We start from the raw sequence: 22,260 nt of genomic DNA, 5'->3' as shown, positions 1-22,260 counted from the left end.
TGTTTGCAGAAAGTGTAGCCAGAAACCCTCGCGCTGACTTCCCGTTATTGGCAAAAAAATGTTTCATCCTGTACCGCTCGGTTAACTGCTGCGGTCAGGCGCTGCAACTGTTGCGGGCGAATAATATAGGGCGGCATCAGGTAAATCAGTTTGCCAAAAGGCCGGATCCAGACGCCCTGTTCGACAAAGAATTTTTGCAGCGCCGCCATATTCACCGGGCGAGTGGTTTCGACCACGCCAATGGCCCCCAGCACGCGCACATCGGCAACCATTTCGGCATCACGGGCGGGGGCAAGTTGCTCGCGCAGCTGTGCTTCAATAGCCGCCACCTGTTGCTGCCAGTCGCCAGATTCGAGAATCGCCAGGCTGGCGTTTGCTGCCGCGCAGGCCAGCGGATTGCCCATAAACGTTGGCCCATGCATAAAGCAACCGGCTTCGCCGTTACTAATGGTTTCCGCAACCTCACGCGTGGTAAGCGTGGCGGAAAGGGTCATCGTGCCGCCGGTTAAGGCTTTACCGAGGCACAAAATGTCCGGCGCGATTTCTGCATGTTCGCAGGCAAACAGTTTGCCGGTACGACCAAATCCGGTGGCTATCTCGTCGGCAATCAGCAAGATACCTTCGCGATCACACATTTTGCGGATTCGTTTTAACCATTCCGGATGGTAGATGCGCATCCCGCCTGCGCCCTGGACAATCGGTTCAATGATCACCGCCGCGATTTCATGACGATGCGCCGCCATCAGGCGGGCAAAGCCCACCATATCGCGTTCATCCCATTCGCCATCCATGCGGCTTTGTGGAGCCGGAGCAAACAAGTTTTCTGGCAGATAGCCTTTCCACAGGCTGTGCATTGAGTTGTCCGGATCGCACACCGACATCGCGCCAAAGGTATCGCCATGATAACCATTGCGGAAGGTCAGAAAACGCTGGCGCGCTTCGCCTTTGGCCTGCCAGTACTGCAACGCCATTTTCATCGCGACTTCTACCGCTACGGAACCGGAGTCCGCGAGAAAAATGCACTCCAGCGGTTGCGGCGTCATTTCCACTAGTTTGCGGCACAGCTCAATGGCTGGCGCATGGGTGATACCGCCAAACATCACATGCGACATAGCATCAATTTGCGTCTTCATCGCCGCATTAAGCTGCGGGTGATTGTAGCCGTGGATCGCCGCCCACCAGGACGACATACCGTCAACCAGGCGTCTACCGTCAGACAAAATCAGCTCGCAACCTTCGGCGCTCGCCACCGGATAAACCGGCAGCGGGGAGGTCATGGATGTGTATGGGTGCCAGATATGGCGTTGGTCAAAGGCAAGATCGTCCGTTGTCATAATCGACTTGTAAACCAAATTGAAAAGATTTAGGTTTACAAGTCTACACCGAATTAACAACAAAAAACACGTTTTGGAGAAGCCCCATGGCTCACCGCCCACGCTGGACATTGTCGCAAGTCACAGAATTATTTGAAAAACCATTGCTGGATCTGCTATTTGAAGCGCAGCAGGTGCATCGCCAGCATTTCGATCCTCGTCAGGTGCAGGTCAGCACGTTGCTGTCAATTAAAACGGGTGCTTGCCCGGAAGATTGCAAATACTGCCCGCAAAGCTCGCGCTACAAAACCGGGCTGGAAGCCGAGCGGTTGATGGAAGTTGAACAGGTGCTGGAGTCGGCGCGCAAAGCGAAAGCGGCGGGATCGACGCGTTTCTGTATGGGCGCTGCGTGGAAGAATCCCCACGAACGCGATATGCCGTACCTGGAACAAATGGTGCAGGGGGTAAAAGCGATGGGGCTGGAGGCGTGTATGACGCTGGGCACGTTGAGTGAATCTCAGGCGCAGCGCCTCGCGAACGCCGGGCTGGATTACTACAACCACAACCTCGACACCTCGCCGGAGTTTTACGGCAATATCATCACCACACGCACTTATCAGGAACGTCTCGATACGCTGGAAAAAGTGCGCGATGCCGGGATCAAAGTCTGTTCTGGTGGCATTGTTGGCTTAGGCGAAACGGTAAAAGATCGCGCCGGATTATTACTGCAACTGGCAAACCTGCCGACGCCGCCGGAAAGCGTGCCAATCAACATGCTGGTGAAGGTGAAAGGCACGCCGCTGGCGGATAACGATGATGTCGATGCCTTTGATTTTATTCGCACCATTGCCGTAGCGCGGATCATGATGCCGACCTCTTACGTGCGCCTTTCTGCCGGACGTGAGCAGATGAACGAACAGACTCAGGCGATGTGCTTTATGGCTGGCGCAAACTCGATTTTCTACGGCTGCAAACTGCTAACCACGCCGAATCCAGAAGAAGATAAAGACCTGCAACTGTTCCGCAAACTGGGGCTAAATCCGCAGCAAACTGCCGTGCTGGCAGGCGATAACGAACAACAGCAGCGTCTGGAGCAGGCGCTGATGACCCCGGACACCGACGAATATTACAACGCGGCAGCACTATGAGCTGGCAGAAGAAAATCAACGCGGCGCTCGATGCGCGGCGTGCTGCCGATGCCCTGCGTCGCCGTTATCCGGTGGCGCAAGGAGCCGGACGCTGGCTGGTGGCGGATGATCGCCAGTATCTGAACTTTTCCAGTAACGATTATTTAGGTTTAAGCCATCATCCGCAAATTATCCGTGCCTGGCAGCAGGGGGCGGAGCAATTTGGCGTCGGTAGCGGCGGTTCCGGTCACGTCAGCGGTTATAGCGTGGCGCATCAGGCGCTGGAAGAAGAACTGGCCGAGTGGCTGGGCTATTCGCGGGCGCTGCTGTTTATCTCCGGTTTTGCCGCTAATCAGGCAGTCATTGCCGCGATGACGGCGAAAGAGGACCGCATTATAGCCGACCGCCTTAGCCACGCTTCATTGCTGGAAGCCGCCAGTTTAAGCCCGGCGCAGCTTCGCCGTTTTGCCCATAACGATGGCGCTCATCTGGAACGTCTGCTTGCTACCTCCTGTCCGGGGCAGCAACTGGTGGTGACAGAAGGTGTGTTCAGCATGGACGGCGATAGTGCGCCGCTTACGGAAATTCAGCAGGTAACGCAACAGCACAATGGCTGGTTGATGGTTGATGATGCCCACGGCACGGGTGTTATCGGTGAACAGGGGCGGGGCAGTTGTTGGCAGCAAAAGGTGAAGCCGGAACTGCTGGTAGTCACTTTTGGCAAAGGATTTGGCGTCAGCGGCGCGGCGGTGCTTTGTTCTGATAGCGTGGCGAATTATCTGCTGCAATTCGCCCGCCATCTTATCTACAGCACCAGTATGCCGCCCGCTCAGGCGCAGGCATTACATGCGTCGCTGGCGGTCATTCGCAGTGAAGAGGGCGATGCACGGCGCGAAAAACTGGCGACACTCATTACGCGTTTTCGTGCCGGAGTGCAGGGTTTGCCGTTTACGCTTGCGGATTCATGCAGCGCCATCCAGCCATTAATCGTCGGTGATAACAGCCGTGCGTTACAACTGGCAGAAAAACTGCGCCAGCAAGGTTGCTGGGTCACGGCGATTCGCCCGCCAACCGTACCCGTCGGCACTGCGCGACTGCGCCTGACGTTGACTGCGGCACATGAAACACAGGATATCGACCGCCTGCTGGAGGTGCTGCATGGCAACGGTCAATAAACAAGCCATTGCGGCGGCATTTGGTCGGGCAGCCGCGCAATACGAGGAACACGCAAATCTACAGCGCCAGAGTGCCGATGCCTTACTGGCAATGCTCCCACAGCGTAAATACCCCCACATACTGGATGCTGGCTGTGGACCAGGCTGGATGAGCCGCCACTGGCGCGAACGTCATGCACAGGTGACGGCCTTAGACCTCTCGCCACTTATGCTTGCGCAGGCCCGCCAGAAAGATGCCGCAGATCATTATCTGGCGGGAGATATCGAATCCTTACCGCTGGCGAATGCGACGTTCGATCTTGCATGGAGCAATCTCGCGGTGCAGTGGTGCGGTAATTTATCCACGGCACTCCGCGAGCTGTATCGGGTGGTGCGCCCCGGAGGCATGGTTGCGTTTACCACACTGGCGCAGGGATCGTTACCCGAACTGCATCAGGCGTGGCTGGCGGTAGACGAACGCCCGCATGCTAATCGCTTTTTACCGCCAGATGAAATCGAACAGTCGCTGAAAGGCTTGCGTTATCAACACCATATTCAGCCCGTCACACTGTGGTTTGATGATGCGCTCAGTGCCATGCGCTCGCTAAAAGGCATTGGCGCAACGCATCTTCATGAAGGGCGCGACCCGCGAATATTAACGCGTTCGCAGTTGCAGCGATTGCAACTGGCCTGGCCGCAACAACAGGGGCGATATCCTCTGACGTATCATCTTTTTTTGGGAGTGATTGCTCATGAGTAAACGTTATTTTGTCACCGGAACGGATACCGAAGTGGGGAAAACCGTCGCCAGTTGTGCGCTTTTACAGGCCGCGAAGGCGGCAGGCTACCGGACGGCAGGTTACAAACCTGTTGCTTCCGGCAGCGAAATGACAGTAGAAGGCTTACGTAATAGCGACGCACTGGCGTTGCAACGCAACAGTAGGCTGCAACTGGATTACGCCACGGTAAACCCTTACACCTTCGCAGAACCGACCTCGCCGCATATTATCAGCGCGCAAGAGGGCAGACCCATCGACCCCGTGGTTATGAGCGCCGGGTTACACGCGCTGGCACAGCAGGCAAACTGGGTACTGGTAGAAGGTGCAGGAGGCTGGTTTACGCCGCTTTCTGAGTCTTTCACTTTCGCGGATTGGGTAACGCAAGAACAACTGCCAGTGATACTGGTTGTGGGCGTGAAACTCGGTTGTATTAATCACGCGATGCTGACCGCACAGGCTGTACAGCAAGCCGGACTTACCCTTGCAGGGTGGGTAGCGAACGATGTCACTCCACCGGGCAAACGTCACGCTGAATATATGGCCACGCTCAAGCGGATGATTTCCGCACCGTTGCTTGGGGAGATCCCATGGCTTGATGAACCCCCTGAAAACGCGCTAACCGGAAAGTACCTCAATCTCACCGCATTGTTGTAGCAATATATTTGGTTAAATTGCGAGCGAGATCGCGTCGTCTGCTGCCTGCAATTCAACCAATTAAATTTTAAAAGAATCGAGAAAAAATATTTACCCCCACAATATGCGGTTAGTGTGGGAATTGCCCAGGCGGCAGGGCATACGGGCTGCAGGCAGTTATCCACTATTCCTGTGGATAACCATGTGCATTAGAGTTAGAAAACGCGATGCAAGCGAGAGAATACGCGGCTTGCACGCGAATTGACGCGAAAGAAGGCTTGATGGAATATTTGTTATTTTTCAATTAATTATATAAAAGCAATGGCAGTCATGAAAGTGACATCTCTTGCCATAAATCCGTCATCAGCCATCTTGACAATTGTTAAAAAAGCCGTTGCTTTGGGGATAACCCCGCAAGCATGGAGTTTTATCTCGTCACTGAGCAAATTATGCTCATGATTGATACCTTCGTTGACGGTGTAACAGAAATAATGTGGCGTGAAACTGTTTTTTTATCCAGTATAATTTGTTGGCAATATTAAACACGACGAGTAAAATTACATACCTGCCCGCCCACTCCTTCAGGTAGCGACTCATGAGTAAACCGTTCAAACTGAATTCCTCTTTTAAACCTTCTGGCGATCAGCCTGAGGCAATTCGACGCCTCGAAGAAGGGCTTGAAGATGGCCTGGCTCACCAGACTCTACTCGGCGTAACGGGCTCCGGGAAAACATTTACCATTGCTAACGTCATTGCCGACCTTCAGCGCCCGACGATGGTGCTGGCGCCCAACAAAACGCTGGCAGCCCAGTTGTACGGCGAGATGAAAGAATTTTTCCCGGAAAATGCGGTGGAATACTTCGTCTCTTACTACGACTACTATCAACCGGAAGCCTATGTGCCGAGCTCGGACACCTTCATTGAAAAAGATGCCTCGGTAAACGAACATATTGAACAGATGCGGCTTTCAGCGACCAAAGCTTTGCTGGAGCGGCGCGATGTGGTGGTGGTCGCCTCTGTTTCAGCCATCTACGGTCTGGGCGACCCTGACTTATATCTTAAGATGATGCTGCATCTGACGGTCGGCATGATTATCGATCAGCGCGCGATTCTGCGGCGCCTGGCGGAACTGCAATACACCCGTAACGACCAGGCGTTCCAGCGCGGGACTTTCCGTGTTCGCGGGGAAGTGATTGATATTTTTCCGGCGGAGTCCGACGACGTTGCGCTACGTGTTGAATTGTTCGACGAAGAGGTAGAGCGGTTGTCGCTTTTCGACCCGTTAACAGGGCAGATTATCTCAACCATTCCCCGCTTTACCATTTACCCGAAAACACACTACGTTACCCCGCGTGAACGTATTGTGCAGGCGATGGAAGAGATCAAAGAAGAGCTGGCCGATCGGCGCAAAGTGCTGCTGGCAAATAACAAGCTGCTGGAAGAACAACGCCTGACTCAGCGTACCCAGTTTGATCTGGAGATGATGAACGAGCTCGGTTATTGCTCAGGCATTGAAAACTATTCGCGCTTTCTTTCCGGTCGTGGACCCGGTGAGCCACCGCCGACGCTGTTTGATTATCTCCCCGCCGATGGTCTGTTGGTGGTCGATGAATCCCACGTGACTATTCCGCAAATTGGCGGCATGTATCGAGGCGACCGGGCGCGTAAAGAGACGCTGGTGGAGTACGGTTTCCGCCTGCCCTCGGCGCTGGATAACCGTCCGCTGAAATTCGAAGAGTTCGAAGCATTAGCGCCGCAAACCATCTATGTTTCTGCAACACCCGGTAATTACGAGCTGGAGAAATCCGGCGGCGATGTGGTGGATCAGGTCGTGCGTCCAACAGGGCTGCTGGACCCGATTATCGAAGTGCGCCCGGTAGCGACTCAGGTTGATGATCTTCTTTCAGAAATTCGCCTGCGGGCGGCAATTAACGAACGCGTACTGGTCACGACGTTGACTAAGCGGATGGCGGAAGATCTCACCGAATATCTGGAAGAACACGGTGAACGCGTGCGTTATCTTCACTCGGATATCGACACCGTCGAGCGTATGGAAATCATCCGCGACTTGCGCTTGGGCGAGTTTGATGTGCTGGTGGGGATCAACTTACTGCGCGAAGGTCTGGATATGCCAGAAGTTTCGCTGGTGGCGATCCTCGACGCTGACAAAGAAGGCTTCCTGCGTTCCGAACGTTCATTGATTCAGACCATTGGTCGCGCGGCGCGTAACGTCAACGGTAAAGCGATTCTCTACGGCGATAAGATTACCCCATCAATGGCGAAAGCGATTGGCGAAACTGAACGTCGTCGCGAGAAACAACAGAAGTACAACGAAGAACACGGCATTACGCCGCAAGGGCTGAACAAGAAAGTGGTCGATATCCTGGCGCTGGGGCAGAACATTGCCAAAACCAAAGCGAAGGGCAGAGGAAAATCGCGCCCGATTGTTGAGCCGGATAATGTACCGATGGATATGTCGCCTAAAGCGTTGCAGCAGAAAATCCATGAACTGGAAGGGCAGATGATGCAACACGCGCAAAATCTGGAGTTCGAAGAGGCGGCGCAAATTCGTGACCAGTTACATCAGCTGCGTGAGTTGTTTATTGCGGCATCGTGACAGGATAACGAAGAAGAGAGATAGCAAAAGCAAAATTGCCTGATACGCTACGCTTATCAGGCCTACATTTTCTCTGCAATACATTGAATTTGCGCGGTTTGTAGGCCGGATAAGGGTTCACGCCGCCTCCGGCATGAACAACGTGTACTTTGTCTTCAATAGGAAGCCGGAACTTTCTTTCGGCTTCCCGTTAACCTAAAACCTGTAATGCTTTTTCCAGTGCGTTATGTAACAACTGGCGGTCATGACGATAGGGGATATCGCTGGCCTCCAGTACGTCCTGAATGACTAATCTGTCGTTAACTGTAGAAACATCGACCTTCGGCCCAACAATCACCGCATCAATCACCTTTTTACCGACATACTGCTCCATAATCGCCAGCTTGTTTTCAAGCTTCAGATTCGCCGCAGGCAGGCTTAATTCTCTTCCCAAATTGCCAATATAAACCATCGGGGCTGGCGTGCGGCGTAGTGCCTGCGCCATTTCCTCAAGCAGTAGGATTGGCATCAGGCTGGTATAAAAACTGCCTGGCCCGATAATTATCAGGTCAGCCTCATTAATTGCCAGCACTGCTTCACGGGTGGCAGGTACGTTGGGGGTTAACAGTAGTTCCTGAATCGGCGTAGTTAGCTGGTCGATGTTGACCTCGCCGTAAACTTCATGTCCCTGATCGTCAATGGCCATCAGATCAACGGGATGCTCTGACATCGGAATTAATTGCGCGTCCACTTTCAACAGATTACGAATTAAATTGATGGCTTCCAGAGGCCGCACGCTAAGGTGATCCAGCGCCTTTAACATCAAGTTTCCGAGATTATGACCGGAAAGTTCGCCATTACCGCCGAAACGGTATTCAAACATCGCGGAGGCGACGCTCGGTTCCGTTATCAGTTGGTTGAGGCAGTTGCGCATATCGCCCCAGGCAATGCCGCCTTCTGAACGACGAATACGTCCCGTCGAGCCACCGTTATCGGTGGTGGTGACGATACCCGTTAAACGAGAACCCAAAGACGAAAGTGATGAGAGAACGCGTCCCAGTCCATGCCCCCCGCCGAGAGCAACGACACGATCAAGGTCAGCCAGCGTACGATTGCGCATATACATTCCTGAAGTCAGATTATCCGCGCTACAGTAGCGCAAATTACGGGGAAACAGCAATTAGCCTGCCAATATTGAGGATACAACTCATGGTTTTCTACCCCCAAAGGACAATATTCGCTCTGCATCCCTGATGATGTATATCAAAGTAAAACCGCCATTTTCCCTTATTCTGTAGCGAAATAGGCCGATTATGACGCTATATACATGATTACATAGCGAAAAGGGTGAATGGTAAAAATCTCATTTACGCGCTAGTATCGGCATAACCACTAAACACTCTAGCCTCTGCACCTGGGTCAACTGATATGGTGCTTTGGCCGTGACAATGCTTTGAAAGGTTGCCACCAGGGCGAAGGAAGAAATGACTTCGCCTCCCGTATCTGGAAAGGTGTACATGGCTTCACAACTGACTGATGCATTTGCGCGTAAGTTTTATTACTTGCGCCTGTCGATTACCGATGTGTGTAACTTTCGTTGCACATATTGCCTGCCGGATGGCTACAAGCCGAGCGGCGTCACCAATAAAGGCTTTCTGACCGTCGATGAAATTCGCCGGGTTACGCGCGCCTTTGCCAGTCTGGGCACCGAAAAAGTCCGTCTGACAGGCGGAGAGCCGTCTTTACGTCGCGACTTTACCGATATCATCGCCGCAGTGCGGGAAAATGACGCCATCCGTCAGATTGCGGTCACCACTAATGGTTACCGTCTGGAACGCGACGTGGCGAACTGGCGCGATGCCGGACTGACGGGCATTAACGTCAGTGTTGATAGTCTCGACGCTCGTCAGTTTCATGCCATTACCGGCCAGGATAAATTCAATCAGGTAATGGCTGGCATCGATGCTGCATTTGAGGCGGGCTTTGAGAAGGTCAAAGTCAATACCGTGCTGATGCGCGATGTCAACCATCACCAACTCGACACCTTTCTGAACTGGATCCAGCATCGTCCTATCCAGCTGCGTTTCATCGAACTGATGGAAACGGGCGAGGGCAGCGAGCTCTTCCGTAAGCATCACATCTCTGGTCAGGTTCTGCGTGACGAGCTACTGCGTCGCGGCTGGATCCACCAATTACGTCAACGTAGTGACGGTCCCGCGCAAGTCTTTTGTCATCCGGATTACGCCGGAGAGATTGGCCTAATTATGCCGTATGAAAAAGACTTCTGTGCCACCTGCAACCGTCTGCGCGTCTCCTCCATTGGTAAACTCCATCTCTGCCTGTTTGGTGAGGGCGGCGTTAACCTGCGCGATCTGCTGGAAGACGATACCCAGCAACAGGCGCTGGAAGCGCGTATTTCAGCGGCGCTGCGGGAGAAAAAACAGACCCATTTCCTGCATCAAAACAACACCGGTATTACGCAAAACTTATCGTACATTGGCGGCTAAAACGTCAAAAGGAGAGATCAGATGAGTCAGGTAAGCACTGAATTTATCCCGACCCGTATTGCTATTCTTACGGTTTCTAATCGTCGCGGTGAAGAAGACGATACCTCCGGTCACTATTTGCGCGATTCGGCGCAAGAAGCCGGCCATCACGTTGTCGATAAAGCCATTGTGAAAGAAAACCGCTACGCTATTCGCGCTCAGGTATCTGCGTGGATCGCCAGCGACGATGTACAAGTGGTGTTGATTACGGGTGGTACTGGCCTGACGGAAGGTGATCAGGCTCCCGAAGCACTGCTGCCGCTGTTCGACCGTGAAGTCGAAGGTTTTGGTGAAGTGTTCCGTATGCTGTCGTTCGAAGAGATTGGCACCGCAACGTTGCAATCCCGTGCGGTAGCGGGCGTCGCTAACAAGACACTGATTTTCGCCATGCCGGGCTCGACCAAAGCGTGCCGCACCGCGTGGGAAAATATCATCGCGCCGCAGCTGGATGCCCGTACGCGTCCATGCAATTTCCATCCACATTTGAAGAAATAAGTATGTCGCAACTGACCCATATCAACGCCGCTGGCGAAGCGCACATGGTGGATGTCTCCGCCAAAGCGGAAACCGTACGTGAAGCGCGAGCTGAAGCCTTTGTCACCATGCGTAGCGAGACGCTGGCGATGATCATCGATGGTCGCCACCACAAAGGCGATGTGTTTGCCACCGCGCGTATTGCCGGTATTCAGGCGGCAAAACGCACCTGGGATCTGATCCCGCTGTGTCATCCGCTGATGCTCAGTAAAGTCGAAGTCAATTTACAGGCCGAGCCGGAGCACAATCGGGTGCGTATAGAAACCTTATGCCGCCTGACCGGGAAAACCGGCGTTGAAATGGAAGCGTTAACCGCGGCCTCCGTGGCGGCGCTGACCATTTATGACATGTGCAAAGCGGTGCAAAAAGATATGGTGATTGGTCCGGTACGTTTGCTGGCAAAGAGCGGCGGCAAATCAGGTGACTTTAAGGTGGAAGCGGATGATTAAAGTTCTTTTTTTCGCCCAGGTGCGCGAGTTGGTAGGAACAGATGCAACCGAAGTGGCTGCGGATTTCCCAACCGTTGAAGCGTTACGCCAGCACCTGGCTGCGCAGAGCGATCGCTGGGCGCTGGCGCTGGAAGATGGCAAATTGCTGGCTGCCGTCAACCAGACGCTGGTGAGTTTTGACCATCCGCTGACTGACGGCGACGAAGTGGCTTTCTTCCCGCCGGTAACCGGAGGTTAAAATGGCAGAAACCAAAATTGTTGTCGGCCCGCAGCCGTTCAGTGTAGGGGAAGAGTATCCGTGGCTGGCGGAGCGTGACGAAGATGGCGCAGTGGTCACGTTTACCGGTAAGGTGCGCAACCATAACCTGGGAGACAGCGTCAAAGCATTAACCCTCGAACACTATCCGGGAATGACAGAAAAAGCACTGGCGGAAATCGTTGATGAAGCGCGTAACCGCTGGCCGCTGGGGCGCGTTACGGTAATTCACCGCATTGGTGAATTATGGCCGGGTGATGAAATTGTTTTTGTCGGTGTTACCAGTGCGCATCGCAGCAGTGCGTTTGAAGCCGGGCAGTTTATTATGGACTATCTCAAAACCCGCGCGCCGTTCTGGAAGCGCGAAGCCACGCCGGAAGGCGACCGCTGGGTCGAAGCCCGGGAGAGCGATCAGCAAGCGGCAAAACGCTGGTAGTTTTTAGCAGGCCGGATACCGCACAGCTGCATCCGGCAATTTCACCGCTCAGTACATGCGTTTACGCTGCGTCGATGCACAGCCCCATCATTTGCAGTATCCTTAAGATATTCCTTATATCTTCAGGAGAAAGTCATGGACAGATTCCCACGTTCTGATTCAATCGTACAAACCCGAGCTGGCCTGCAAACCTATATGGCACAGGTCTATGGCTGGATGACAGTAGGCTTGCTGCTTACTGCGTTTGTTGCCTGGTATGCGGCTAATTCCGCCGCCGTTATGGAGCTGTTATTCACCAACCGCATCTTTTTAATTGGTCTGGTAATAGCACAATTAGCTCTGGTTATTGTGTTATCAGCGATGATTCAAAAGCTGAGTGCAGGTGTGACAACCATGCTCTTTATGCTTTATTCAGCGCTGACGGGCCTGACACTTTCCAGTATTTTCATTGTCTATACCGCGGCCTCTATCGCCAGCACTTTCGTCGTTACTGCCGGGATGTTCGGCGCAATGAGCCTGTACGGTTACACCACCAAACGCGATTTAAGCGGCTTCGGCAATATGCTGTTTATGGCGTTGATCGGCATTGTGCTGGCTTCGCTGGTCAACTTCTGGCTGAAAAGCGAAGCGTTGATGTGGGCGGTCACCTACATCGGCGTGATTGTCTTTGTCGGATTGACAGCGTATGACACTCAGAAATTGAAAAATATGGGTGAGCAGATTGATACCCGCGACGCGTCGAACCTGCGTAAATACTCCATTCTTGGCGCGTTAACCTTGTATCTGGACTTCATCAACCTGTTCCTGATGTTGCTGCGAATTTTTGGCAATCGTCGTTAATTCCTTTTTTACCATCAATATCCCGGCCATGTGTCGGGATTTTTTTTCTTACTAAAAACGACACTTAACAAGTACCAGGTATAAAATACGCCTTATGGCCGAGCGGAAGCGTTTTCCGTATCCATAAATACAAAAGTATTTTGTATGCGTGGTTTTAAATTTATTCATGATGAATATTAATATTTTTCTATAAGGATAACTAAAAGAATGGAATCATACTCGCAAAACAGCAATAAATTCGATTTTCAGCACGAGGCCAGGATATTAAACGGTATATGGCTCATTACCGCTTTAGGTTTGGTGGCAACCGCAGGGCTGGCCTGGGGAGCTAAGTATCTCGAAATTACGGCAACCAAATATGATTCACCACCAATGTATGTCGCCATAGGGTTATTATTACTTTGTATGTATGGCTTAAGTAAAGATATCAACAAGATAAATGCGACCGTCGCAGGCGTAATATATCTGTTTTTACTCTCTTTGGTGGCGATTGTCGTTGCGAGTTTAGCGCCTGTATCTGCCATTATTGTCGTGTTCAGCACTGCGGGAGCGATGTTTTTAATCAGTATGCTGGCAGGTCTATTGTTTAAATTTGATCCTGGTTCTCACCGTTTCATCATTATGATGACGTTGACAGGGTTGGCCCTGGTAATCATCGTGAATGCGGCATTAATGAGTGAACGGCCCATTTGGGTAATAAGTTGCTTAATGATTGTGTTATGGTCAGGCATTATCTCACATGGACGAAATAAGCTCCTTGAACTGGCGGGGAAATGCCATAGTGAAGAATTGTGGAGTCCGGTTCGTTGCGCTTTTATAGGCGCATTAACACTCTATTACTATTTTATCGGCTTCTTTGGGATACTTGCAGCAATAGCGATAACGCTTGTCTGGCAAAGGCATACTCGGTTTTTTCATTAGTCGTAAAAAATAGGTAAGTTTCTTTTTTGGAAAAATGCGTGTTAATCGTTTTTATATAACCTCATGAATAAAATCGTGAAGAAATGTAATGAGGCTGATGCGCTATGCTTAGCTGGTACTGACTGGAATTGTAAACTATTAACTTAGTCCGGTTGTGTAGGGCGGATAAGGCGTTCACGCCGCATCCGCCATGAACAAATAGCACTTTGCTAAAAATCTGCACAAACCAAAAGAACTTAACCGAACTTCACATCGCCGCTTCATTTTTCGCTCGTAGCTTCTTCGCCTGGCTTTCCAGCAACAGGTAACAGATCAGCGCCAGCAGCAGCGGGATAAAGTAATACAACACACGGTAAGCGAGTAGGGCGGCGATAATTGTGCCTTTGGATGTATGCTCCCCAGCCAGTAGCGCGATAAACACCGCTTCCAGCACACCAATTCCCGCCGGAATATGCACGATGACGCCAGCAATACTACTAACCAGCAACACGCCCAGTACAAAGAAATAGTTCACGCTCTGACCAAGTAACAGCCAGATAATCGCTCCCATTACCATCCAGTTAACGCTGGAAATCAGCATCTGGGCGAGGGCGAATTTCCATGAAGGCAGCACAAGTTTTTGCCCTTTGATGGTCATATGGCGGTGCTTCGCGAAAGCGCAAGACCACAAATAAACCGCGATAATCATCAGTAAGCCAATGCCGAGAATATGCAGCGTAGTTTGATCGACATACCAGTGATCCGGCAACTCCACCACGCCTGCGGTAAAGATAATCCCCGCCAGCAAAATATAGCCCAGCCAGTTGGTGGTAATACTGAGCGAGAAAATTCGTGTAATAGTGCTGCCCGGTAATCCTAGCCGGGAGTACAAACGGTAGCGCATACCAATGCCGCCGACCCAGGTACTGAGCGTCAGGTTGAAGGCGTAGCAGATAAACGACACCAGCATCACCTGGCGCTTCGCCAGTTTGTGACCGCAGTAAAAGCGGGCGAGCAGGTCATAGCAGCCGTAAATCAGATAACTGATGACCACCAGCCCGACCGCACTAAGCAGCGCAACGCGATTGTAGTCACGGATGACCTTCCAGACCTCTTCCCAGTCCACTTTTTTGGCGTAGACCACCAGCAACACAATCACCGCGATAAAAAACAGCCAGGTGAGGATCTTCTTTGCTAAGCGCCAGCGCGGGTGTGATTTACTCATCAGGGTTTTACCCCCGTGTTTTCAGTTTCTACCCGATCCTGCGTTTCCATTGTCGGTTGTGCGGGCGGGTCAACCTGCGCGAGACGTGGCGTGTGCGCCGGAAGCCAGCCAACCAGCGCCGGGAAGTGGCGTAAAAAGTGGAACGCCAGCACGTTTTTGGTCAGGTTCCACCAGGTGCGTTTCGGCAGCATGGTCTCATCGACCTGCTGACAATCTGCGGCAATAATGCCGTTCAGATTATCGCGCAGCGTCTGGTTAAAATGACGATCGTGGATGATGACATTTGCTTCGAGATTCAGTGACAAACTGAGCGGATCGAGATTACTGGACCCTACTGTCGCCCAGTGATCGTCCATCAATGCCACTTTGCCGTGGAGCGGGCGGCGGCGGTACTCAAATACCTGAACGCCGCCTTTAACCAGATAGTTATACAGCAAGCGCGCACCGACTCTGACAATCGGCATATCCGGTTCGCCCTGAATGATCAGTTTGATCCGCACCCCGCGCCGTGCAGCTTTACGCAAGGCGTGTAAAAATCGATAGCCGGGGAAGAAGTAGGCGTTGGCGATAATGACTTCTCGCCGCGCCTGAGTGAGCATTTTCAGATAGTGACGTTCAATATCATCGCGATGTTCTTCGTTATCGCGCCAGACCAGCAATACCTGCGCTTCTCCCGGCTGGCGGTTCTCTTCCGCTTTGTGATGACGTCGCCACCAGCGTCGTGCCGCGCTCTGTCCAGGCAGGTTTTCCAGCTCAAACTGGAGAATATCTTCGACAATCGGCCCTTCAAGGCGTACCGCGTAATCCTGTTTAGCCTCTGGACCGTAGCTGGACATATGCTCGGCGGAGTAATTCAGCCCGCCAATAAAGGCTATACGCGCGTCGATCACCACAATTTTGCGATGCATCCGGCGAAACACATTGGTGCGCATACCAAAAAGGCGAGGGCGGGGATCGTAGTAGCGGAACACTACGCCAGCTGCCGTCAGTTCATTGACAAACTCATCGCTGAGATCCGGCGAACCGTAGCCATCCAGCAAGACTTCCGCTTTAACCCCGCGTTGCGCTGCTGCCAGTAGTGCCGCATGCAGTTGTTTGCCGACGTCATCCTCAAACCAGATAAACGTTTCAAGAATGATGCGTTCTTGTGCCTCGCCAATCGCCTTAAACACCGCGGGATAATATTGCTCGCCGTTTTCCAGCAACTGGATCTTATTGCCTTCGCGCCAGCTACATTTCATAAATGAATCTCCGCACTTAAAGGGGCATGATCAGAAAGGTGTCGCCATGTCCGCAGCGGCAACGCGGTTGGCGCGCTGGCGCTGGCATTTTTGACGTAGATCCTGTCCAGTCGTAGTAGAGGAAATTGCACCGGAAACGTGCGCGCCGGGCGTCCGTGGGCGCGGGTAAAAATCTCATCCAGTCCGGCCTGCACTTTTAACGGATGATTAGCTTTTTGCCGCCAGTCGTTGAAATCACCCGCTACCAATACCGGTTCGCCGTCCGGCAGCTCATTCACCCATTCGGCGAGCATCGCAATCTGTGCCTGACGGTGCGCCTCACGCAGGCCCAAATGTACGCACATCACATGAATCGCTTTCCCGGTCATCGGCGGAACAATGCGGCAGTAGAGCACGCCGCGCTTTTCCGCACCATCGACCGAAACATCACGATTCTCATAATGTTCAATGGGATAGCGTGACAGTATGGCGTTGCCGTGATGCCCTTCCGGATACACAGCATTGCGACCGTAGGCAAAATCGCTCCACATTGTGTCGGCGAGAAACTCGTAGTGCGAGGTATCGGGCCAGTTTTCCACATGCAGCGGATGAACTTCGTGTGCGCCCATCACTTCCTGCAGGCAAACAATATCGGCGCTGACGGTGCGCACGGCGTCGCGAAGTTCCGGCAAAATGAAGCGTCGGTTAAACGCGGTAAAGCCTTTGTGAATATTGATGGTGAGTACCTTGAACGAAAAGTGTTGTGTTTGATCGGGCATAATTTTCCCGTTTTGGCCTCTTATCTCATTGAAATAGTGTAGTCGGCGTCACAAAAAGGTGCGGTCTTACGGAATTTTCCGTAAAGTTCGGTACTCTGAGTAAGTAGAGATAAATTCTTCAGGAGAGAAGCCATGAAGTGGCAACAACGTGTTCGTGTCGCAACTGGCCTAAGTTGCTGGCAGATTATGTTGCATTTACTGGTAGTGGCGCTGCTGGTGGTGGGCTGGATGAGTAAAACTCTGGTTCACGTCGGCGTGGGATTATGCGTGCTGTATTGCGTAACGGTAGTGATGATGCTGGTGTTTCAGCGCCACCCCGAGCAACGCTGGCGTGAGGTGGCGGATGTGCTGGAAGAGCTGACCACCACCTGGTATTTTGGCGCGGCGCTGATTGTGCTGTGGCTGTTGTCCCGCGTACTGGAAAACAACTATTTGCTGGCAATTGCAGGGCTGGCGATCCTTGCCGGCCCGGCGGTAGTGTCGTTACTGGCGAAAGATAAAAAATTACATCACCTTGCGTCTAAACATCGCGTACGCCGCTGACCCTGTCGTGGCCGTTATCACCAGTAGCGGCCACAAACTGTTCCACACAATATCCAGACTCGCATCCTTCAAATAAATCTGCTTGGTAATGTCCGTAAAGTGGCGAATAGGGTTAATCCACGTCAGGTTTTGCAGCCATACTGGCATGTTCTCCACCGGCGAAACGTAACCGGAAAGGAGAATGGCGGGCATCATAAAGACAAACACGCCGATAAACGCCTGCTGTTGCGTTGAACAGAGTGATGAAATCAACAGACCGAATCCCACCAGCGATAAACCGTAAATCACCATCGTAAAGTAGAACAGCGCCAGCGATCCGGCGAATGGGATTTGATACGCCCAGATACCAATCGCCAACACAATGGTGGCCTGGAAGGTGGCGACAATTAATGCCGGTACGGCTTTGCCGATGAATATCTGCCAGGTGGTGAGCGGCGAAACCAGCAACTGATCGAGCGTACCTTGTTCACGTTCGCGGGCGACGGAAAGTGAAGTGACGATCATCACGCCGATAGTGGTGATCATGGCGATCAGCGACGGCACCACAAACCATTTGTAGTCGAGATTCGGGTTATACCAGTTGCGTACAACCAGCTCGCTGTTGTTGGGTTTCGGTTTTCCTTCCAGCAGCTCCTGCTGATAATTTTTGACGATCTGTTGCAGGTAGTTAGCGGCAATTTGCGCACTGTTGGAGTTACGCCCGTCGAGGATCAACTGCAACGGCGCGGTCTGGAAGGTATCCAGTTTGCGCGAGAAGTCAGCCGGGAAACGCACCAGCAGTAGCGCCTTTTGTGTGTCGATGGTCGGGCGGATCTCCTGCGGGCTTTTCAGCAGCAGCACATGGGTAAAGGCGCTGGCGCGGGCAAAACGTTGGGTCAGCTCCACCGAATGCTCGCCGTTATCTTCATCGTAGATGGCGATGGTGGCGTTGGTCACTTCCAGCGTGGCGGCGAACGGGAACAGAATCACCTGAATCAGCACGGGTAAAATCAGAATCGCGCGGGTTTGCGGTTCGCGCAGCAGCGACTGCAACTCTTTGCGGATTAACGTCCATAAGCGATGAAACATGCTCTTCTCCCTAATCCAGCCGACGTTTGGTTTTCAGCCACGTCAGGCCGATAAACATCACCGCCGAAGCGATCAAAAACAGCACGTTCACCACCAGCACCACTGGAATATTCCCGGCGAGGAACAGGCTTTGCAGGGTGCTGACGAAATAACGTGCGGGAATAATGTACGTCACCGCGCGGATCACCGCGGGCATACTGTCTATCTGAAATATAAAGCCGGAAAGCATAATCGACGGCAGGAACGCGGCGTTCAGGGCGACCTGAGCGGCGTTGAACTGGTTGCGGGTAATCGTGGAAATCAGCAGCCCCATCCCCAGGGTACTGAGTAAAAACAGGCTGGAGATAAAAAACAGAATCAGCAGCGACCCGCGATACGGCACGCCGAGAATAAACACCGACACCAGCATACACAGCAACATCGCCAGCATCCCGAGGAAATAGTAGGGGATGAGCTTACACAGCAGCAGCTCCGTGCGGGTAATCTCCGTAGAGAGCAAAGCCTCCATGGTGCCGCGTTCCCATTCTCGCGCCACCACCAGCGAGGTGAGAATTGCGCCGATGACCGTCATGATGATGGTCACCGCACCGGGGATAATAAAGTGTTGGCTTATCGCCGCCGGGTTAAACCAGTAGCGGGTTTGTACATCAATAAGCGGTTCAAAAGTCTGCCCGTTATCCTCCGCTCGCTGCATTTGCCAGATCTGCCAGATCCCTTCGACATACCCCTGCACAAAGTTAGCGGTATTCGGCTCACTGCCGTCGGTGATCACCTGAATCGGTGCGGTGGCGTTGGCGCGCTCCATCTGTTCGGCGAAATCCACCGGAATAACCACTAGGCCACGAATTTTCCCCGCCTGCATTTTGGCGATCAGTTCCTGACGGTTATCGCTGATGGTGGCGTCGATATAGGGCGAACCGGTCATGGTGTGGGTGAAATCCAGCGCCGCTTCGCTACGCTGTTCCAGTAAAATCCCGACGCGCAGCTTGCTGGAGTCGAGGTTAATGCCGTAACCAAAAATAAACAGCAGTAGCAGTGGGATCACTACCGCAATCAGCCAGCTACTCGGATCGCGAACGATCTGCCGCGTCTCTTTGACGCACAGCGCCCGCACGCGACGCCAGGACAGGATCGGATTACTCATTGCTATGCTCCTTATCCCAGTCGTGGATCAGTTGAATAAAAGCCTGCTCCATAGTGGGATCGGGTTGCTCATCGTTAGCCGACTGTGCTTTCAAATCATCCGGCGTGCCGCTGGCGATTAACTTCCCACGGTACACCAGGCCGATGCGGTCGCAATATTCCGCTTCATCCATAAAGTGGGTGGTGACCATCACCGTGACGCCTTTCTCTACCATGCTGTTGATGTGCAGCCAAAATTCACGGCGGGTGAGGGGATCAACGCCGGAAGTCGGTTCGTCGAGAAACAGAATGTCCGGTTCATGCATCAGCGAACAGGCCAGCGCCAGCCGCTGTTTAAAACCTAATGGCAGTTCATCGGTCGCGTGGGAGGCGATACTTTTCAGGCCGAACGCCTCGCTCATACGGGAGATTTTTTCGTTCTGCGCCCGACCGCGTAAGCCATAAACACCAGAAAAAAAGCGTAAATTCTGTTCGACCGTCAGGTTGCCATAGAGCGAAAATTTTTGCGCCATATAGCCGAGATGCTGGCGCGCTTTACCGGAACTCTCTTTCAGATCCATCCCCAGCACCAGCGCCTGACCAGAGGTCGGCACCAGCAAACCACACATCATCTTAAAGGTGGTCGATTTACCCGCGCCGTTTGGCCCGAGCAAACCAAAAATCTCCCCACGTTTAACGGCAAAATTGACGTGATCGGTAGCGGCAAAATCACCAAATTTCTTGGTCAGCTCTTTCGCTTCGATCACCGTCTCGCCAGGTGTACCTTCCACCGTATGTAATATTGCGCCCAGCGGCGATTCCGAGGTTCCGGCACCGCCCAGCAAATCGATAAACGCATCTTCAAAGCGAGGCGTGGTTGGGTTGATGTCGATTTCCGGCATCCCGTCGGCGCGGCGAATATCGTCTGGCGTGGCCTCTTTTTTGAGGATCAGGCGTACCGATTTCCCCTGAATCATGCCGTCGCTGACCTGCGGTAGTTTCAAGGTGCGCTGCAATAATGTGCGGTTGCCTTCGTGCGGGCTGGTCATCAGAAAGCTACGTCCGGCCATGGTTTGCGTCAGGGCCGTCGGTTCTCCCTGATACAGCAGCTCGCCTTCGTTCATCAGTAACACGTCACGGCACTGCTCGGCTTCGTCGAGATACGAGGTGCTCCAGAGGATTAACATCCCTTCGCCCGCCAGCTCATGCACCATCTGCCACAGTTCGCGCCGTGAGATAGGGTCAACGCCGACGCCGGGTTCATCGAGCAGCAACACTTTCGGTTCGCCCACCAGGGTACAGGCCAGGCCGAGTTTTTGCTTCATCCCGCCGGAGAGCTTGCCCGCTAGGCGTCCGGTAAACGGGCCAAGAGACGTAAACTCCAGCAGGCGAGCAAAAGTCTGCTTCCGCGCTTCACCGGTGACGCTGCGCAAATCCGCGTACAGATTGAGATTCTCCATCACCGTGAGATCTTCATACAGACCGAATTTCTGCGGCATATAGCCGAGCACGGCGTGCAGCGCAGCGTCGTTTTTGATCGGATCAAAGCCAATCACCGTGGCGCTGCCGCTGTCGGGTTTCAGTAATCCTGCCAGCATCCGCATCAGCGTGGTTTTGCCCGCGCCGTCCGGCCCCACCAACCCCGTCACATAACCGGCATGAATGGTGCAGTCGAGCGGCGCGACGGCGGGCTTGTCCATGCCCGGAAAGCGTTTTTCCAGGCCGTTCAGCGTGATAACGGCATCATTCATGTCCTGCCTCGTTACCGAATTGCACCGTTACCGGCATTCCCTGGCGTAACGCATCATCGGCGTCGGTCACCACAATACGCAGGCGATAGACGAGGTCGGTACGCAGATCCGGTGTTTCGACGGTTTTCGGGGTAAATTCAGCAGTCGGCGAAACGAAACCAATCTGCCCGTGATACGGTTTGTTCGGACGACCATCGGTATAAAGCAGCACTTTGCGCCCCGGCTGGGCCTGGTCAAGATTACGTTCATCAACATAAGCGCGCACCCACACCGGACGCGTTAGTGAAACGGTAAACACCGTGCCACCTTCGTTGAGCACCGTGCCTGGCTCCACCGCGCGGGTTAACAGCGTGCCATCAGACGGTGCTATCAACGTTGAGTCCTGTAAATTCAGCTCTGCCTGCGCCAGTTGCGCCTGCGCCTGTTCGAGGCTGGCTTTCGCCTGGGCGATGTCCTGTTCACGGTTACCGGAACGGTACTGACGCAATTTATCCTGCGCTGATTTCAGCGTTGCCTGGGCCTGGTCGCGCGAGGAGCGGGCATTTTCCAGGTCGTTTGCCGAAATGGTGCGGCTTTTCCACAATCCTTGCTGACGAGCATAGAAGTTCTGCGCATAGTCATAGGCGGCTTGCGCCTGTTTCACCGCTGCGGCGGCTTGAGCGATTTCTTCATCGCGATACCCGGCAAGCATCAGGTCATACTGCGCCTGCGCCACCGAAACGCCCGCTTTCGCCTGCATCAGGGCAATCTCATACGGCTTGTGATCCAGCTCGCCCAGCACCTGACCCGCTTTGATCGCATCACCTTCGTCCATCGCCAGCGATTCAACGCGACCACCGACACGGAAACTCAGATTTACGGTGCGAATATCCACATTGCCATACAGCGTCAGGCCGTTATCCTGGCGGCTTTGATACCACCAGTAGCCTCCGGCAATCACGGCGGCAAGTACCACTACCGCCAGTCCAATCACGACAGGTTTTTTCATC

The 22,260-nt window shown here is 53.1% G+C and carries 22 protein-coding genes and 1 riboswitch; of the genes, 13 read left to right on the top strand and 9 right to left on the bottom strand.

The window, feature by feature from the left end; translation table 11 throughout:
* Positions 1 to 44 precede the first annotated feature (44 nt).
* Positions 45 to 1,334 (bottom strand): adenosylmethionine--8-amino-7-oxononanoate transaminase, encoded by a 1,290-nt coding sequence (bioA, locus tag D9597_RS09565; protein ID WP_130222214.1) that lies wholly within the window; start codon positions 1,332 to 1,334, stop codon positions 45 to 47.
* Positions 1,335 to 1,420: 86 nt separating this feature from the next.
* Between bioA and bioB the strand changes: the two genes are divergently transcribed.
* The 5 genes from bioB (at position 1,421) to uvrB (ending at position 7,623) form a co-directional block, all read left to right on the top strand.
* Positions 1,421 to 2,461: a biotin synthase BioB gene (gene bioB / locus D9597_RS09560; protein WP_000951213.1), complete on the top strand. Its 1,041-nt coding sequence runs from the start codon at positions 1,421 to 1,423 to the stop codon at positions 2,459 to 2,461.
* Entirely contained in the window at positions 2,458 to 3,615 is a 1,158-nt protein-coding gene (bioF, locus tag D9597_RS09555; protein ID WP_130222213.1) for an 8-amino-7-oxononanoate synthase, read from the top strand. Before bioB ends, bioF begins: the two co-directional genes overlap by 4 nt.
* Positions 3,599 to 4,354: a malonyl-ACP O-methyltransferase BioC gene (gene bioC, locus D9597_RS09550; protein ID WP_130222212.1), complete on the top strand. Its 756-nt coding sequence runs from the start codon at positions 3,599 to 3,601 to the stop codon at positions 4,352 to 4,354. The genes bioF and bioC overlap by 17 nt, the downstream gene beginning before the upstream one ends.
* Complete coding sequence (bioD, locus tag D9597_RS09545; protein WP_130222211.1) at positions 4,347 to 5,027, top strand: dethiobiotin synthase; 681 nt, start codon at positions 4,347 to 4,349, stop codon at positions 5,025 to 5,027. Before bioC ends, bioD begins: the two co-directional genes overlap by 8 nt.
* Before the next feature lie 574 nt (positions 5,028 to 5,601).
* A complete protein-coding gene (uvrB, locus tag D9597_RS09540) occupies positions 5,602 to 7,623 on the top strand; it encodes an excinuclease ABC subunit UvrB (RefSeq protein WP_130222210.1) in 2,022 nt (673 codons plus the stop codon).
* A 190-nt stretch (positions 7,624 to 7,813) separates the two neighbouring features.
* Here the strand turns inward: uvrB and yvcK are convergent, their stop codons facing one another.
* A complete protein-coding gene (gene yvcK / locus D9597_RS09535; protein ID WP_130222209.1) occupies positions 7,814 to 8,722 on the bottom strand; it encodes a uridine diphosphate-N-acetylglucosamine-binding protein YvcK in 909 nt (302 codons plus the stop codon).
* 265 nt (positions 8,723 to 8,987) lie between these two features.
* Positions 8,988 to 9,132, top strand: a riboswitch (molybdenum cofactor riboswitch).
* On the opposite strand from yvcK, the gene moaA reads away from it, so the two are divergent.
* From moaA to D9597_RS09500, 7 genes are all read left to right on the top strand, one after another.
* On the top strand, positions 9,120 to 10,109 hold the full coding sequence (gene moaA, locus D9597_RS09530; protein WP_001295301.1) for a GTP 3',8-cyclase MoaA: 990 nt from the start codon (positions 9,120 to 9,122) through the stop codon (positions 10,107 to 10,109). (Overlaps the previous riboswitch by 13 nt.)
* A 21-nt stretch (positions 10,110 to 10,130) precedes the next feature.
* On the top strand, positions 10,131 to 10,643 hold the full coding sequence (gene moaB / locus D9597_RS09525; RefSeq protein WP_000084634.1) for a molybdenum cofactor biosynthesis protein B: 513 nt from the start codon (positions 10,131 to 10,133) through the stop codon (positions 10,641 to 10,643).
* Between the two features lie 2 nt (positions 10,644 to 10,645).
* Positions 10,646 to 11,131, top strand: a complete 486-nt coding sequence (moaC, locus tag D9597_RS09520; protein ID WP_000080885.1) for a cyclic pyranopterin monophosphate synthase MoaC — start codon at positions 10,646 to 10,648, stop codon at positions 11,129 to 11,131.
* Complete coding sequence (moaD, locus tag D9597_RS09515; RefSeq protein ID WP_000598612.1) at positions 11,124 to 11,369, top strand: molybdopterin synthase sulfur carrier subunit; 246 nt, start codon at positions 11,124 to 11,126, stop codon at positions 11,367 to 11,369. Before moaC ends, moaD begins: the two co-directional genes overlap by 8 nt.
* Position 11,370: 1 nt before the next feature.
* Positions 11,371 to 11,823: a molybdopterin synthase catalytic subunit MoaE gene (moaE, locus tag D9597_RS09510; protein WP_000852287.1), complete on the top strand. Its 453-nt coding sequence runs from the start codon at positions 11,371 to 11,373 to the stop codon at positions 11,821 to 11,823.
* A gap of 135 nt (positions 11,824 to 11,958) precedes the next feature.
* Positions 11,959 to 12,663, top strand: coding sequence for a Bax inhibitor-1/YccA family protein (locus D9597_RS09505; RefSeq protein WP_130205105.1), 705 nt, complete (start codon positions 11,959 to 11,961; stop codon positions 12,661 to 12,663).
* Between the two features lie 207 nt (positions 12,664 to 12,870).
* Positions 12,871 to 13,584, top strand: a complete 714-nt coding sequence (locus tag D9597_RS09500; protein ID WP_130222208.1) for a Bax inhibitor-1/YccA family protein — start codon at positions 12,871 to 12,873, stop codon at positions 13,582 to 13,584.
* A 247-nt stretch (positions 13,585 to 13,831) separates the two neighbouring features.
* On the opposite strand, the gene D9597_RS09495 is transcribed toward D9597_RS09500, so the two are convergent.
* From D9597_RS09495 to D9597_RS09485, 3 genes are read right to left on the bottom strand one after another with little or no spacing between them, the layout of a single operon-like run.
* On the bottom strand, positions 13,832 to 14,788 hold the full coding sequence (locus D9597_RS09495; protein ID WP_130222207.1) for a YbhN family protein: 957 nt from the start codon (positions 14,786 to 14,788) through the stop codon (positions 13,832 to 13,834).
* On the bottom strand, positions 14,788 to 16,029 hold the full coding sequence (gene clsB, locus D9597_RS09490; RefSeq protein ID WP_130222206.1) for a cardiolipin synthase ClsB: 1,242 nt from the start codon (positions 16,027 to 16,029) through the stop codon (positions 14,788 to 14,790). Before clsB ends, D9597_RS09495 begins: the two co-directional genes overlap by 1 nt.
* Positions 16,026 to 16,787 carry an endonuclease/exonuclease/phosphatase family protein gene (locus D9597_RS09485; protein ID WP_130214893.1) on the bottom strand — a complete coding sequence of 254 codons (762 nt, stop codon included), beginning with the start codon at positions 16,785 to 16,787 and terminating at the stop codon, positions 16,026 to 16,028. Before D9597_RS09485 ends, clsB begins: the two co-directional genes overlap by 4 nt.
* Before the next feature lie 132 nt (positions 16,788 to 16,919).
* Here D9597_RS09485 and D9597_RS09480 point away from each other — a divergent pair, with 132 nt between their 5' ends.
* Positions 16,920 to 17,330, top strand: a complete 411-nt coding sequence (locus D9597_RS09480) for a YbhQ family protein (protein WP_000871987.1) — start codon at positions 16,920 to 16,922, stop codon at positions 17,328 to 17,330.
* Here the strand turns inward: D9597_RS09480 and D9597_RS09475 are convergent.
* The 4 genes from D9597_RS09475 to hlyD are packed head-to-tail and all read right to left on the bottom strand — an operon-like array spanning position 17,292 to position 22,259.
* A complete protein-coding gene (locus D9597_RS09475) occupies positions 17,292 to 18,398 on the bottom strand; it encodes an ABC transporter permease (RefSeq protein WP_000469031.1) in 1,107 nt (368 codons plus the stop codon). The two genes, D9597_RS09480 and D9597_RS09475, sit on opposite strands and share 39 nt — an antisense overlap.
* Positions 18,399 to 18,408: 10 nt before the next feature.
* Complete coding sequence (locus D9597_RS09470; RefSeq protein WP_000070131.1) at positions 18,409 to 19,542, bottom strand: ABC transporter permease; 1,134 nt, start codon at positions 19,540 to 19,542, stop codon at positions 18,409 to 18,411.
* A complete protein-coding gene (locus D9597_RS09465; RefSeq protein ID WP_130214889.1) occupies positions 19,535 to 21,271 on the bottom strand; it encodes an ATP-binding cassette domain-containing protein in 1,737 nt (578 codons plus the stop codon). The genes D9597_RS09470 and D9597_RS09465 overlap by 8 nt, the downstream gene beginning before the upstream one ends.
* Complete coding sequence (hlyD, locus tag D9597_RS09460; protein WP_130222205.1) at positions 21,264 to 22,259, bottom strand: secretion protein HlyD; 996 nt, start codon at positions 22,257 to 22,259, stop codon at positions 21,264 to 21,266. The genes D9597_RS09465 and hlyD overlap by 8 nt, the downstream gene beginning before the upstream one ends.
* Between the last annotated feature and the right edge of the window lies 1 nt (position 22,260).

Origin of the sequence: Escherichia sp. E13S3, from assembly GCF_004212325.1 — a bacterium.
Taxonomy (GTDB): Bacteria; Pseudomonadota; Gammaproteobacteria; order Enterobacterales; family Enterobacteriaceae; genus Escherichia.
Note: the sequence above shows the minus strand (reverse complement) of the source record. Positions and strands in the feature narration are given on the sequence as shown.

Coding starts and splice junctions, on each gene's coding strand:
- bioA (WP_130222214.1), bottom strand. CDS start 1,334: ATGACAACGGACGATCTTGCCTTTGACCAACGCCATATCTGGCACCCA.
- bioB (WP_000951213.1), top strand. CDS start 1,421: ATGGCTCACCGCCCACGCTGGACATTGTCGCAAGTCACAGAATTATTT.
- bioF (WP_130222213.1), top strand. CDS start 2,458: ATGAGCTGGCAGAAGAAAATCAACGCGGCGCTCGATGCGCGGCGTGCT.
- bioC (WP_130222212.1), top strand. CDS start 3,599: ATGGCAACGGTCAATAAACAAGCCATTGCGGCGGCATTTGGTCGGGCA.
- bioD (WP_130222211.1), top strand. CDS start 4,347: ATGAGTAAACGTTATTTTGTCACCGGAACGGATACCGAAGTGGGGAAA.
- uvrB (WP_130222210.1), top strand. CDS start 5,602: ATGAGTAAACCGTTCAAACTGAATTCCTCTTTTAAACCTTCTGGCGAT.
- yvcK (WP_130222209.1), bottom strand. CDS start 8,722: ATGCGCAATCGTACGCTGGCTGACCTTGATCGTGTCGTTGCTCTCGGC.
- moaA (WP_001295301.1), top strand. CDS start 9,120: ATGGCTTCACAACTGACTGATGCATTTGCGCGTAAGTTTTATTACTTG.
- moaB (WP_000084634.1), top strand. CDS start 10,131: ATGAGTCAGGTAAGCACTGAATTTATCCCGACCCGTATTGCTATTCTT.
- moaC (WP_000080885.1), top strand. CDS start 10,646: ATGTCGCAACTGACCCATATCAACGCCGCTGGCGAAGCGCACATGGTG.
- moaD (WP_000598612.1), top strand. CDS start 11,124: ATGATTAAAGTTCTTTTTTTCGCCCAGGTGCGCGAGTTGGTAGGAACA.
- moaE (WP_000852287.1), top strand. CDS start 11,371: ATGGCAGAAACCAAAATTGTTGTCGGCCCGCAGCCGTTCAGTGTAGGG.
- D9597_RS09505 (WP_130205105.1), top strand. CDS start 11,959: ATGGACAGATTCCCACGTTCTGATTCAATCGTACAAACCCGAGCTGGC.
- D9597_RS09500 (WP_130222208.1), top strand. CDS start 12,871: ATGGAATCATACTCGCAAAACAGCAATAAATTCGATTTTCAGCACGAG.
- D9597_RS09495 (WP_130222207.1), bottom strand. CDS start 14,788: ATGAGTAAATCACACCCGCGCTGGCGCTTAGCAAAGAAGATCCTCACC.
- clsB (WP_130222206.1), bottom strand. CDS start 16,029: ATGAAATGTAGCTGGCGCGAAGGCAATAAGATCCAGTTGCTGGAAAAC.
- D9597_RS09485 (WP_130214893.1), bottom strand. CDS start 16,787: ATGCCCGATCAAACACAACACTTTTCGTTCAAGGTACTCACCATCAAT.
- D9597_RS09480 (WP_000871987.1), top strand. CDS start 16,920: ATGAAGTGGCAACAACGTGTTCGTGTCGCAACTGGCCTAAGTTGCTGG.
- D9597_RS09475 (WP_000469031.1), bottom strand. CDS start 18,398: ATGTTTCATCGCTTATGGACGTTAATCCGCAAAGAGTTGCAGTCGCTG.
- D9597_RS09470 (WP_000070131.1), bottom strand. CDS start 19,542: ATGAGTAATCCGATCCTGTCCTGGCGTCGCGTGCGGGCGCTGTGCGTC.
- D9597_RS09465 (WP_130214889.1), bottom strand. CDS start 21,271: ATGAATGATGCCGTTATCACGCTGAACGGCCTGGAAAAACGCTTTCCG.
- hlyD (WP_130222205.1), bottom strand. CDS start 22,259: ATGAAAAAACCTGTCGTGATTGGACTGGCGGTAGTGGTACTTGCCGCC.